The 12767-nt window shown below is 63.2% G+C and carries 10 protein-coding genes; 3 read left to right on the top strand and 7 right to left on the bottom strand.

Annotated features, from left to right (window positions below):
• Window positions 1-29: 29 nt before the first annotated feature.
• Window positions 30-1313, bottom strand: coding sequence for a phosphopyruvate hydratase (gene eno / locus S58_RS17335; protein ID WP_015666647.1), 1284 nt, complete (start codon window positions 1311-1313; stop codon window positions 30-32).
• 214 nt (window positions 1314-1527) lie between these two features.
• Between eno and queF the strand changes: the two genes are divergently transcribed.
• On the top strand, window positions 1528-2004 hold the full coding sequence (gene queF, locus S58_RS17330) for a preQ(1) synthase (RefSeq protein WP_015666646.1): 477 nt from the start codon (window positions 1528-1530) through the stop codon (window positions 2002-2004).
• A 14-nt stretch (window positions 2005-2018) separates the two neighbouring features.
• On the opposite strand, the gene hsdR is transcribed toward queF, so the two are convergent.
• From hsdR to S58_RS17300, 6 genes are all read right to left on the bottom strand, one after another.
• Window positions 2019-4340 (bottom strand): EcoAI/FtnUII family type I restriction enzme subunit R, encoded by a 2322-nt coding sequence (gene hsdR / locus S58_RS17325; protein ID WP_015666645.1) that lies wholly within the window; start codon window positions 4338-4340, stop codon window positions 2019-2021.
• On the bottom strand, window positions 4337-5578 hold the full coding sequence (locus S58_RS17320; RefSeq protein ID WP_015666644.1) for a restriction endonuclease subunit S: 1242 nt from the start codon (window positions 5576-5578) through the stop codon (window positions 4337-4339). Before S58_RS17320 ends, hsdR begins: the two co-directional genes overlap by 4 nt.
• On the bottom strand, window positions 5575-7026 hold the full coding sequence (locus S58_RS17315) for a class I SAM-dependent DNA methyltransferase (protein WP_015666643.1): 1452 nt from the start codon (window positions 7024-7026) through the stop codon (window positions 5575-5577). Before S58_RS17315 ends, S58_RS17320 begins: the two co-directional genes overlap by 4 nt.
• An 890-nt stretch (window positions 7027-7916) precedes the next feature.
• Window positions 7917-9131: an MFS transporter gene (locus tag S58_RS17310; RefSeq protein WP_015666642.1), complete on the bottom strand. Its 1215-nt coding sequence runs from the start codon at window positions 9129-9131 to the stop codon at window positions 7917-7919.
• A complete protein-coding gene (gene kdsA / locus S58_RS17305; protein WP_015666641.1) occupies window positions 9131-9994 on the bottom strand; it encodes a 3-deoxy-8-phosphooctulonate synthase in 864 nt (287 codons plus the stop codon). The genes S58_RS17310 and kdsA overlap by 1 nt, the downstream gene beginning before the upstream one ends.
• 117 nt (window positions 9995-10111) lie before the next feature.
• Window positions 10112-10438, bottom strand: coding sequence for an NIPSNAP family protein (locus S58_RS17300; protein WP_015666640.1), 327 nt, complete (start codon window positions 10436-10438; stop codon window positions 10112-10114).
• 231 nt (window positions 10439-10669) lie between these two features.
• Here S58_RS17300 and S58_RS17295 point away from each other — a divergent pair, with 231 nt between their 5' ends.
• A complete protein-coding gene (locus tag S58_RS17295) occupies window positions 10670-11344 on the top strand; it encodes a response regulator (protein ID WP_042339720.1) in 675 nt (224 codons plus the stop codon).
• On the top strand, window positions 11341-12720 hold the full coding sequence (locus tag S58_RS17290; RefSeq protein ID WP_015666638.1) for a sensor histidine kinase: 1380 nt from the start codon (window positions 11341-11343) through the stop codon (window positions 12718-12720). Before S58_RS17295 ends, S58_RS17290 begins: the two co-directional genes overlap by 4 nt.
• The last annotated feature ends 47 nt before the right edge of the window (window positions 12721-12767 follow it).

The raw sequence follows: 12767 nt of genomic DNA, 5'->3' as shown, positions 1-12767 counted from the left end.
CCTCCCCTCTTTTTTTGTTTATCTCAGGATCAGGCCAGCGCCTTCAGCGCCGCCCTGCCGGCATATCTGGCCTGCGCGTCGAGCTCCTGCTCGATACGCAGCAGCTGGTTGTACTTGGCGGTGCGGTCGGCGCGCGCCAGCGAGCCGGTCTTGATCTGTCCGCAATTGGTCGCGACCGCAAGATCGGCGATCGTCGAGTCTTCAGTCTCGCCGGAGCGGTGCGACATCACGGCAGTGTAACCCGCCTTGTAGGCCATCTCGACCGCGGCGAGCGTCTCGGTCAGCGTGCCGATCTGGTTGACCTTGATCAGGATCGAGTTGGCGCGGCCGTTCCGGATGCCGTCGGCCAGACGATCGACATTGGTGACGAACAGGTCGTCGCCGACGAGCTGGCACTTGTGGCCGATCAGGTCGGTCAGCTCCTTCCAGCCGTCCATGTCGTCCTCCGACATGCCGTCCTCGATCGAGCAGATCGGATAGCGCGCGGCGAGGTCGGCGAGATACTTGGCCTGCTCCGAGCGCGAGCGCGACTTGTTCTCGCCCTCGTAGACATACTTGCCGTCCTTGAAGAACTCGGTGGCGGCGCAGTCGAGCGCCAGCATCACGTCCTCGCCTGCGGTGTAGCCGGCCTTGCCGATCGCGCTCATGACGAAGTCGAGCGCGGCATCCGCCGACGGCAGGTTCGGCGCGAATCCGCCTTCATCGCCGACATTGGTGTTGTGCCCGGCCTTCTTCAGTTCTGCCTTCAGCGTGTGGAAGATCTCCGAGCCGCAGCGCAGCGCTTCCGCAAAGCTCGGCGCGCCCACCGGCATGATCATGAATTCCTGGAAGTCGATCGGGTTGTCGGCGTGGACGCCGCCATTGACGATGTTCATCATCGGCACCGGCAAAGTGCGCGCCGAGGTGCCGCCGACATAGCGATACAGCGGCATGTCGTAGGAGATGGCGGCGGCCTTGGCGCAGGCGAGCGACACGCCGAGGATGGCGTTGGCGCCGATCCGGCTCTTGTTCTCGGTGCCGTCGAGCTCGATCAGGATCTGGTCGATCTGGACCTGGTCCTGCACCGACATGTCGCTCAAGGCTTCGTAGATCTCGTCATTGATCGCCTCGACCGCCTTCAGCACGCCCTTGCCGAGATAGCGGTGCTTGTCGCCGTCGCGCAGCTCGACCGCCTCATGGGCGCCGGTGGAGGCGCCGGACGGCACGGCGGCACGGCCGACCGAGCCGTCCTCCAGCACGACGTCGACCTCGACCGTGGGATTGCCGCGGCTGTCCAGGATTTCGCGGCCGATGATGTCGACGATGGCGGTCATGAGGTCCTCTTACGGGCTTTTCCGGGTGGGCGTTGCTGCGCCGCTTCTACCGCAGGGACGGGAGGCCGAAAAGGCCGAGTCGCGCCGAAATTGAGCCTTGCTGTCGCACTAAATCAGGCCGCCTTGCCATCAAGTCGCGGCCAGATCAGGAAGCGGATGACGCCGGCGCCCCGATTGGGTAAGAGGGCGCCTCCTCCCATCCGCGACCCGAGACATGGCGAAAAGACCCGGCAAATCCGAGACATCAGCAGGCCTGCAACTGGGCCGCGAGGTGGCGTGGCCCGAGAGCCCCGAAGCCGCCCGGCTCGACCGCGTGCCCAATCCGCAGAAGGACACCGATTACCTGGCCCGCTTCACGGTGCCGGAGTTCACGTCGCTGTGTCCGGTGACGGGCCAGCCGGACTTCGCCCATCTCGTGATCGACTATGCGCCCGGCCCGTGGCTGGTCGAATCCAAGTCGCTCAAGCTCTACCTGGCGAGCTTCCGCAACCACGGCGCCTTCCACGAGGACTGCACCGTCGCCATCGGCAAGCGCCTCGCCGCCGAGCTCAAGCCGAAATGGCTCCGCATCGGCGGCTACTGGTATCCCCGCGGCGGCATCCCGATCGACGTGTTCTGGCAGACCGGCAAGCTGCCGAAGGGCCTGTGGGTGCCGGACCAGGGCGTGGCGCCGTATCGCGGGCGGGGGTGAAGCGTAACGCCGGCTTACCCGAGTTCGTAGAGATAGCGCTGAAATCCGATGAACGCATCACGGATCACCGCAACACCGCCCAATTCGCTGGCAGCGTCGGCAATTGATCGATATTTCAGCTCCACGAGCGGTGCCAGCTTATCTTGGTCCAGCTCCTCGACGCCGTGGCCGACATACTGTTCCAGGACGAAATCGAGGAATGCCTGCAACTTGGCGTCGTAGCGGGCGGCGATGTCGCTGCGCCGCGACGCGACTCGTTCCTCGCGCGTGATCGGCGCAAGCGCGTAGGCGATATAGGCCAGGACATCGAAGACGTCGCTCTTCTCAGCATGAATCATACGACCAATCTCGGCCAGTTGCGCTGCGCCAAAGCCTTTTTCCGCCAGCCCTTCGAGCAGCGCCTTGCGCGTGTCCGGCCTGCTCCAGATGCGCCGCAGCTCGTCCTCGTTCTTGAAGAACGGCGGCAATTCGCCGAACAGCTTTTCCGCAAACTGAGCCGCCGAAATCGGCTTGCCGTCCGGCCCCCAGAACGTGGTCGCCATCATGTGCTGGATCTGGCGCTCCTTGCCGTCGGCCAGCCTGATCTTGATCCGCTTCGGTCGCGTCCTGCCTTCGCTCTCCTCTCCGGGCGCTTCCTCGTCGAAGCCTGGCTCGGGCTCATCGATCGGCGTCTTCGGTCTGGCATCAACCCGCTCTTCCGGCTCGCCATCCCATTCCGGATCGTTGAAGTGCTCATAGGCCTTCACAAAGTCGTAGATCGTGAAATGGTCCTTGCCGTCGAACAGCCGCGTGCCGCGCCCGATGATCTGCTTGAACTCGATCATCGAGTTGATCGGCCGCATCAGCACGATGTTGCGGACATTGCGCGCATCGACCCCGGTCGACAGCTTCTGCGACGTGGTCAGGATGGTCGGGATGGTTTTCTCGTTGTCCTGAAACGTGCGTAGCCACTGGTCGCCGAGCGCTCCATCTTCGGCCGTCACCCGCACGCAATAGTTCGGGTCAGTCGAGGTCTTGATCTGGTTGATCAGATCGCGCACCAGCGCGGCGTGCGCCTGCGTGGCACAGAACACCAGCGTCTTTTCCTTCTGGTCGATCAGGTCCATGAACAGCCGGACGCGATAGCGCTCCCGCTCCTCGATCTCGATGGTGCGGTTGAACTGCGGCTCGCGATAGCGCCTGCCCTCCTCGATCTCGCCTTCGACGATCTTGTCGTCGGGGGTGTAGACGTAGTCGTCGAGCGTGGTCGCGATCTGCTGAACCTTGAACGGCGTCAGGAAGCCGTCATTGATGCCCTCCTTCAGCGAATAGACGTAGACCGGCTCGCCGAAATATCGGTAGGTGTCGACATTGTCGGTGCGCCGTGGCGTCGCGGTCATGCCGAGCTGAACCGCCGGGGAAAAGTGGTCGAGAATGTCGCGCCAATTGCTCTCGTCATTGGCGCCGCCGCGGTGGCATTCGTCGATGATGATGAAGTCGAAAAAGTCCGCCGGATAGTCGCCGAAATAGGGCGCGGGCTGCCCATCCGCTGCGGTGCCGCTCATGAAGGTCTGGAAGATGGTGAAGAACAACGAGGCATTCTTCGGCACCCGGCCATGCTGGCGGATTTCGTCCGGCTTGATGCGCGCCCGCGCGCCGTCCTCGCCGAAGGCCGAGAAGGCATTATACGCCTGGTCGGCGAGAATGTTGCGGTCGGCGAGGAACAGGATGCGAGGCCGGCGCAACGGCTCGCGCGACAGGTTCCAGCGGCTCTGGAACAGCGCCCAGGCGATCTGAAAGGCAATCGCGGTCTTGCCCGTGCCGGTGGCCAGCGTCAGCAGAATACGCCGCTTGCCGGCGGCAATAGCTTCCAGCGTGTTTTCGATGGCGTTGTGCTGGTAGTAGCGGGTTTCCCATTTGCCGCTCGCCTCGAACGGCACGGCGGCAAAGCGGTCGCGCCACGCGTTCGGAGTCTCGAATACCCTGGCCCAGAGCTCCTCCGGCGTCGGGTAGCGCTCGACGTAGGCTTCCTGGCCGGTCGTCCTATCGATCTGATAGATGAGCCGGCCATTGGTGGAAAAAGCAAAGCGCGCCTGCAACCGCTCCGCATAAATCTTGGCCTGGCCGACGCCCTCCGTCGGCCCCTTGTCCTCCGCCTTGGCCTCAATCACAGCGAGCTTGTGATTGCGAAAGGTGAGAACGTAGTCGGCAATCTGCTTCTTGCCCCGCCGACCGCCGCCCTCAATGCGTCCAGGGCAGATTTCCTCGCGCCGGGTCCGGCTATCCGCGACCACGCCCCAACCCGCATCCCGCAGCGCGGGATCGATCAGCTCGGCGCGAGTCTCGGCCTCGTTCACTCGGCGGCCTCGTTGACAGCTCGAGTTGGCGGTGAAGTCAGTCTGCCGGAAAACGCCTCTCGAAGGAGGGATTGCTTTAGTTCCGCAATGCTTGCTAACTTCGCCAGATACACCCCTTCAAGGCGACGTGCTTCCTCTGCCATGGCGTCGAGTCTTTCAACCAGTGCGTTTTGAACGTCCACTGAGGGAAACGGGAATTTTTGGGTTTCAAACGTAGTAAGATTAATGTTGTCTTGTGCGCTGCCTTTCCCTTGAGCCTGTAGAACACCCTTGAAGAACTGCAGGAGATACTCGACGAACTTGTTATTAGTCTGGTGCGGATCGACAACCATACCGATAACACTATCCGGAAAGCACGCATCGAAACCGAGAATGCAAGTTTCAGCAATATTCGCAGCGATCGTAATGCAAATTGTTCCTTTTGGCCAAAGCTTGCTTTGTTTCAATCCTTTCTCGTTATAGGTCTGCGAGTACTCAACAATCAAACGATCCGCGTTCCGGACATCTCCCGTTTGGATGAAGGGATACTTTCCACCGTAAAGCGATGGATCATTCCGTGGACGATGCTTTGACTTTCCCCTTCCAAATTGCATCGCCACTTCATCCAGTGATTTATCTTTCCATCCCTCTCGCTTCTTGCCAAAGATCAAACAAAGGAAGCTGTTAAACAGCTCGCGCACGTTCCTAATATTCTTCTCAGCGTTAGCGGTTGCGGTCGCCAGCCCGGTAAACGCTTCGTCCAGAATGGTGACGATGCACTGTTGTTCGGCGAGCGATGTCGGGAATGACACGTCGAATTTTCTCTGCAGCGTCGTTCGAGCCAATTCGGTTTGCCCACTCGCGCCCTCCCCACTTTTCGTAATTTCATCTTCGATTTTCATAAGCATATAGCCGAAGAAGTCGGCGTAGAAGCGGTTCGGCTTAGGCCGCACTATGGTGACGTGGGTATCCACCGTAGTGGGCTCCTTGGGCTCCTTGCGCACTTGAGCCACACGTCCCAGCGTTCCAGTACCAGTCGAATTGACAAGAACGTCACCCACCCGAACATATCGCTCTTTGTCAACGGCTTTGGCAGCCGCATCGTGACGGCGGCAGAGTTCATACGAAATCTCGTGATCACGTACGCATTTTTGATTGATTACAGCTAGGCCACCTGATTCTATATACCGTGGCGCAATACCCCTGCTAATCAGCGAGCATGCCTCACCGAGCTTTATCTGCTCCCAACCCTTCTTCATAGAATGGCCCCAATACTCGCGAGAATTTCCGCACTCTCCGCATCAAGCGCCGCCATCTCCGCAATGATGTCCTTGGGATCACGCAGCGCCGCTTCCTCGACCTTGTTCGGGTTCTTCACCGAGAGATCGAAGGTCGTCGGGTCAACGCTCTTAGCGTCGACTGTCCAAGAATTCTCGCTGTCTCTGAACTTCGCCTGCAAAGCGACGAAGTCCTTCAGATCGTCATCATTCAGCGGGTTGGTTTTCCCAAGATTGCGGCCGGGATCGCATTTGTAGAACCAGATTTTGCGTGTCGGCGCGCCCTTCTCGAAGAACAGCACCACTGTCTTGACGCCGGCGCCCTGGAAGGTGCCGCCGGGCATGTCCAGCACCGTGAACAAGTTACAGTTCTCCAAAAGCTCCTTGCGTAGCGCTACCGAAGCATTGTCGGAGTTCGACAAGAACGTGTTCTTGATGACGATGGCGGCGCGGCCGCCCGCCTTCAGCGACTTGATGAAATGCTGGAGGAACAGGAATGCAGTTTCGCCGGTCTTGATCGGAAAGTTCTGCTGGATTTCCGGCCGCTCCTTGCCGCCGAACGGCGGATTGGCCAGCACCACGTCGAAGCGGTCCTTGTCCTGGATGTCGCTGATGTTCTCCGCCAGCGTATTGGCATGAATGACGTTCGGCGCCTCGATGCCATGCAGGATCATGTTCATGATGGCGATGACGTAGGCGAGGCTCTTCTTCTCCTTGCCGAAGAAAGTCTTCTCCTGAAGCGTCCTAATGTCCTTGGTCGAACTCGCTTTGGCGCGGAGATAATCGAACGCCTCGCAGAGGAAGCCGGCCGAGCCGCAGGCGCCGTCATAAATGCGCTCGCCGATCTTCGGGTTGATCACCTGGATCATGGCGCGGATCAGCGGGCGCGGTGTGTAGTATTCGCCGCCGTTGCGCCCGGCATTGCCCATGTTCTTGAGCTTGGCTTCGTAGATGTGCGACAGCTCGTGCTTCTGGTCCTGCGAGCCGAAGCTCAGGCTGTCCATCAATTCCAGCGCGTCGCGCAGGGAATAGCCGCTCTGGAAGCGGTTCTTGATCTCGCTGAAGATCTCACCGATCTTGTACTCGATCGTATCGGAGCCCTCGGCCCGGGTGCGGAACCCCTGCAGATAGGGAAACAGGTCGCGGTTGACGAAGTCGATCAGGTCATCGCCGGTCTTGGCGTTGTCGTGATCGAAGCTGCCGTCCTTCTTTTTGGGCGCAGCCCAGGTCGACCAGCGATGCTTCTTGTCGATGATGTAGGTGAATTTCTTGCCGTGAAGCTCGGCCTTCTGCTCGTTAGCCCGCTCGAGATCGTCGAGATACTTCAGAAAGAGGATCCACGATGTCTGCTCGGTGTAATCCAGCTCCGTCGCACAGCCAGCTTCCTTCCACAAGACGTCATCGATATTCTTAAATGTCTGCTCGAACATGAGACTACGTCTTCCCCCTCCATCCCGGACCGACCGGCGCCCCCCGAACGGCGCAAGGGCGGCAATCAGAACTAGCAAAATATCCAGTTGCTGCCAAAGGTTAAGGTAGCAGCGACGGAGCATTCGCAGCCTGCCGACAGGCACGTCAGCTTCGCAACGCGAGAATGTCCGCCCGTCGGGCGAATCACTTGCACGCCAGTGCTGGTGCCAATACGCGAGCCATCCGCTGCTTCCTGCCTATGCCCTCTCGACCGCTACCGGAACAGCGTGCGCTAAAAAACTCAAATTGCCCGTAGATTCAAGCGACTCACCTGCCTGGCCTCCCATTGCGGAAAGATTTTACTTTCGCTTTATCAGAATCCATGATTGACTATCGCCATCCCGTCTCGATCGGAGGGGCGCTTCGCGGTCGTCACGGACGTTGAGGCGGGATGCGGTGGGCGTGTCGGGTCGCAGCGTGATCATTCATGCGGACGAACGAGCCTGATGCGCCGGCGAAGTCGTATGGTCCTGGCCTCCCGACGCTGAGGCTACGCTGGCGGTGATGATGGTCCGCCGGTCACGGGGGCAAAAAAGCCCGGTCCCCGGGGAGAGTACGTATAAGCCGCCCAACCATCGCGCGGGGAATGCCGGGATGTCTCGGCTGAACCTGTGGTTCCTGCCGCCAGCATTTTTTCTCGCTGGCGGGCCATGGGGGCGGCCAGCTCCCGGCATTCCCCGCGCCCTCTGTCTTTCGAGGGCGGTCCTGCAGCAAGACTCGGACGCAAGATGCGCCGCGGGACGGCGGCATCGCGTCTGCGAGCTACGGAAGTGCCGGTACCGACATGCTCCAGTCGCGCAAGCTCAGCACCGAGGTCGAGAACGGGTTTCCCGGCTCACATCCGAGATGGTCACGACGTGGTTGCCGCATCCGCCGGCGGACGCTGCCGCAGCAGCGCGGCGCAGGCGAAGCCGAGTACGACCATCAGCGCGGCGGCGATCAGCAGCGTCGGCTGCTTGCCGCCATGGACGAGGCCGAAGCCATAGGCGATCGGGCCGACCGTCTGACCCATGAAGAAGAAGAACGAGTGCAGCGACATCGCGGTCGCACGGGCCTCGATCGACAGCTCGCTGGCGAACACCTGCAGGCAGCCGTGGATCATGTAGAAGCCCCAGCCCATCAGCAGCATGCAGCCGATCTGCAGCTTCCAGCCGGGGCCGAAGGCGAGCGCGGCGAGCTGCAGGCCAACCAGGCTCGCGCCCGTGATCATCATGCCCTTGACGCCGAGCCGCGGCAGGAAGTTCGACACCGTGAAGGTGTAGAACAGGCCGCCGACCGCGAAGCCTGCGATGACGATGCCGGCGATCGACAGCGAGGTTTCGCCGAGATCGAACAGGAACGAGGCGATGAAGGGAAACAGCCCGAACACGCAGCAGCCTTCGACGAACACCGCCGGGAAGCAGAAGCGCGAATTGGGATTGGTGAAGATGGTGCGGTAGCCCTTGCGCAGCGCGGCAAGATCGGTGGTCGGCACGTGGGTGACGCTGGCGCCGCGAAAGCCGGCGGCGACCGCGAACGAGGCGATCAGCCCGAGCGCGCCGAGGATCGCGAGCACGCCGCGCCAGCCGATGAAATCGCCGATGATGCCGGATGCGGTGGCGCCGAGCAGGTTGCCGGCCATCGAGCCGGCCAGCGTGCGGCCGATCGCAACCTGCCGCTTGTCGGGCGCGACGAGATCGGCGGTCAGCCCGAGCGCCACCGGAAACACGCCGCCCGAGGCGATGCCGGCGAGAATGCGCGAGGCGAACAGCAGCGGAAACGAGGTGGCGAGCGCGCCGAGCAGGCTGGCGACGCCGAGCAGCGCAAGGCACAGCGTCATCAGCCGTGCCTTGCCGAACAGGTCGGCAGCGGCGCCGATCGCGGGCTGGATCAAGGCGTAGATCAGCGCATAACCGGCAGCGATGCCGGCCGCGGTGGTGATGCTGATCGAAAAATCCTCGGCGACGTGCGGCAGCACCGGATCGAGCGCGCGCGTCGACAGCGCCGCCGAAAAGCCGGCCAGCGCGATGATGTTGACGGCGGGAGGAAAGCGCTGCTGCGAAGGTTTTGCCACGGTCTGGTGCATCAGCGCGGAGCGGCCGCCGTCTGCCCCTTGGCGAGCGCATCGAACGCCATCAGCGTACGCAAGAGACCCTCGAACTGCGCGAGCGGCACCATGTTCGGTCCGTCGGAGGGCGCATGATCGGGATCCGGATGCGTCTCGATGAACACGCCGGCAACGCCGACGGCCACCGCTGCGCGTGCCAGCACTGGCACGAACTCGCGCTCGCCGCCCGACGACGTCCCCTTCCCGCCCGGCTGCTGCACCGAATGCGTGGCGTCGAAGACGACCGGCGCGCCGGTGGTGCGCGCCATGATCGGCAGCGCCCGCATGTCCGAGACCAAGGTGTTGTAGCCGAACGAGACGCCGCGCTCGGTGACCAGCACGTTGGGATTGCCGGCGCTCGTGATCTTGGCGACGACATTCGCCATGTCCCAGGGCGCCAGGAACTGGCCCTTCTTGACGTTCACGACCTTGCCGGTCGCGGCAGCCGCGAGCAGCAGATCGGTCTGCCGGCACAGGAAGGCCGGGATCTGCAGGATGTCGACCGCCTGCGCGACCTCGGCGCACTGGCTGGCGTCGTGGACGTCGGTCAGCACCGGCAGGCCGAACGAGGAACGGATCTCGGCGAAGATCGGCAGCGACTGCGCAAGCCCGAGGCCGCGCGCGGCCGAGCCGCTGCTGCGGTTGGCCTTGTCGAACGAGGTCTTGTAGACGAGGCCGATGTTCAGCCGCGTCGCGATCTCCTTCAGCGCCGAGGCGACCTCGAGCGCATGGGCCCGGCTCTCGAGCTGGCAGGGACCGGCGATGACCGCGAGCGGCAGCTGATTGCCAAACTTGACGGAGCCGAGCGTGACGACCGGTGCGGCAGAGATCGAAGCGTTCACGACATCATCCTCATGAGAGCGCGCGACCATGGCCCAGCGCCGGCTGCCGGATCAACCGGCGTTTGCCTGCGAATAGCAGGGTTGCGGGGACCGGTCATCCCCGCCCCTCCCCGGGCTCTATTTCAACGCCGAGAACGCCGTCGGCACCAGGAACTGGCTGGTGATGTTGGCGACGATCTGGCCGTCCTCCTCGCTCTTGGCACGCGCGGCGATCCAGTCCGGATTGGTCATGAACGCCGTCCATTTGGTCTCGCGCTCGGCGAGCGATTCCCAGGCGATGAAATAGGTCAGGTCCTGGTTGGATTCGCCGATCAGGGTGGTGAAGAAGCCGACCGGGCGGATGCCGTGCTTCTCCCAGAGCTTCAGCGTGGTGTTTTCGAAGCGCTTGAGCAGCGCCGGCAGCCGGCCGGGAATGCAGCGATAGATGCGGCTCTCGTAGATCATTGGCGGTCCTCCCCGGATTGTTGTGCTGCGGGTTATAGCGAGCCGTTTTCAGGATGTCTTGAGGGGGCAACAACATGGCACCCTTGTTCCCCACGGCCGGGCCATTCTCGCAATGTTGCTGCAATGTTATTGGCCCTAGAACCCTCTTTCCGAACGCATGCCCGATGCGGCATCGGACTCGAGCTCGACGACACGAGACGCGGCCGTTCCAGGACCTGGGATATCGAGGACATGCGGATCTTGCTGGTGGAAGACGAGGCCGAAATGGCGGCGGCGCTGTCGCAGGCGCTGAAGGGCTTTGACATGGTGGTCGACCATGTGCCGAGCCTGGCCGAGGCCGAGGAGGCGATCTGCGCCGACGTCCACGGCGCGGTCCTGCTCGACCGCCAGCTTCCCGACGGCGACGGCCTGGCGTTGATTCCGAAACTGCGCGCCAAGGCCGATGGCGTCCCGATCATCGTGCTGACCGCGCGCGGCGATCTTGCCGACCGCATCGCCGGCCTCGACAAGGGCGCCGACGACTATCTGGCAAAGCCGTTCGCCGTTGCGGAACTGATGGCGCGGCTGCGCGCCGTGCTGCGCCGCCCCGCCGGCCTGCAGCTCGACATCATCAAGGCCGGCCGCGTCGCGTTCGATTGCGCTCATCGCGAGGCCAGCGTCGACGGCCGCCCGCTCGAGCTGCCGCGGCGCGAGCTCCTGGTGCTGGAGACGCTGCTGCGGCGCATGGGCCGCACCGTGCTGCGCGCGACCCTGGAGGAAGCGGTCTACAATTTCGACGACGAGATCCAGTCGAACGCGCTGGATGCGCACGTCTCGCGGCTGCGGCGCAAGCTTGCCGATGCCGATGGCGGCGTCGAGATCCACAGCATCCGCGGCGTCGGCTACCTGCTGAAGCAGGTGCCATGAGCGCCACAGCCGATCACTATTGCCTGCGCTCGAAATTGACCTGGCGGCTGGTGATGCTGCAGGCCGCACTGCTGTTCGCCGTCATCGCGCTCGTGGTCGGCACGCTGTGGGCCGGTGGGCTACCGATCCTCGAACGCGACGAGGATCGCGTGATGGATGTCGTGCGGGGGTCACTCGGACGTGACGGCAACGGCGGACTGGCGCTGCGCCCGACCGCGGAGCTGAAACAGCTGCGCGACGAAACGCCCGACCTCTGGTTCCTCGTGCGGGACCGGCAGGGCCAAACGCTCTCCGAAGGCAAGGTGCCGGACGCGTTCACGAAGATCGGCGGCGCGCTCGACGATATCAGCCAGGCGCGGCTTGGCTGGCAGATGTTCGAGGACGATCCGCGCAAATCCCCGGCGCGCATGAAGCGCGTCGACACCGAAATCGGCAACGTCCAGATCATCACCGCCACGCAGGGGCGCCTGTCCGGCATCAGGGCGCTGTTCGCGGCCTCCCTGACCTTCTTCGCCGTCACCCTACCCGGCCTGTTGCTGATGGCCGCCGTGACCTTTTTCGCGACGCCGATGGTGATCAGGCGCGCCTTCGCCGGCATCGACACCACGGCCGAGGAAGCCCGCCGGATCGATTTCCGGCAGCACGGCAGCCGGCTGTCCGCGGATCACCTGCCGCTCGAAGTCGCCCCGCTGGTGACCGCCGTCAACGACGCGCTGAAGCGGCTCGATGACGGCTATTCGCGTCACCAGCGCTTCGTTGCCGATGCGGCGCACGAGCTGCGCACGCCGATCGCGATCCTCAACACGCGATTGGAATCGCTGCCGGCAGGTCCCGACAAAATTCGGCTGCTCGAAGATTCGGCGCGGCTTGCCACGCTGGCCGAGCAGCTGCTCGACATTCAGCGCTTCGACCAATGCCGTCATCCGTTCGTGCGCGTCGATCTCGTCGCGGTGGCGCAGACCGTCGCGGCGGACCTCGCGCCGCTTGCCATCGCCGCGGGCTACGAGCTGTCGCTCGATACGGCGTCCGACCGCACCGAAACGCTCGGCGACCGCGCCGCGCTCGAGCGCGCGCTGACCAATCTGGTGCAGAACGCCATCCAGCATGGCGGCCGCCGCGGCACCATCACCATCCATATCGGCTCGGCCGCGACGATCGACGTCACCGACGACGGCGACGGCATTCCTCCGAGCGAACGTAACAGGATCTTCGATCCGTTCTATCGTCTGACGTCGCTCGATCGCGGCGCCGGCCTCGGCCTCAACATGGTCAGAGAGATCGCAAGGCTGCACGGCGGGCACGTCGCCGTGCTCGATCGGTCGAACGGCGGCGCCTGCTTCCGCCTGGCGCTACCGCCGGCCCCGTTCGTGCAGTGACGCGCAAATCGCGCAATGTTGTCGCAACGCAACCCCCGCAAAAAAGC

Source organism: Bradyrhizobium oligotrophicum S58, from assembly GCF_000344805.1.
GTDB lineage: Bacteria > Pseudomonadota > Alphaproteobacteria > Rhizobiales > Xanthobacteraceae > Bradyrhizobium > Bradyrhizobium oligotrophicum.
Note: the sequence above shows the minus strand (reverse complement) of the source record. Positions and strands in the feature narration are given on the sequence as shown.

What these genes read in the sequence shown, in the direction of transcription:
- eno (WP_015666647.1), bottom strand. Translation starts at nt 1,313, where the DNA reads ATGACCGCCATCGTCGACATCATCGGCCGCGAAATCCTGGACAGCCGC.
- queF (WP_015666646.1), top strand. Translation starts at nt 1,528, where the DNA reads ATGGCGAAAAGACCCGGCAAATCCGAGACATCAGCAGGCCTGCAACTG.
- S58_RS17320 (WP_015666644.1), bottom strand. Translation starts at nt 5,578, where the DNA reads ATGAAGAAGGGTTGGGAGCAGATAAAGCTCGGTGAGGCATGCTCGCTG.
- S58_RS17315 (WP_015666643.1), bottom strand. Translation starts at nt 7,026, where the DNA reads ATGTTCGAGCAGACATTTAAGAATATCGATGACGTCTTGTGGAAGGAA.
- S58_RS17310 (WP_015666642.1), bottom strand. Translation starts at nt 9,131, where the DNA reads ATGCACCAGACCGTGGCAAAACCTTCGCAGCAGCGCTTTCCTCCCGCC.
- S58_RS17300 (WP_015666640.1), bottom strand. Translation starts at nt 10,438, where the DNA reads ATGATCTACGAGAGCCGCATCTATCGCTGCATTCCCGGCCGGCTGCCG.
- S58_RS17295 (WP_042339720.1), top strand. Translation starts at nt 10,670, where the DNA reads ATGCGGATCTTGCTGGTGGAAGACGAGGCCGAAATGGCGGCGGCGCTG.
- S58_RS17290 (WP_015666638.1), top strand. Translation starts at nt 11,341, where the DNA reads ATGAGCGCCACAGCCGATCACTATTGCCTGCGCTCGAAATTGACCTGG.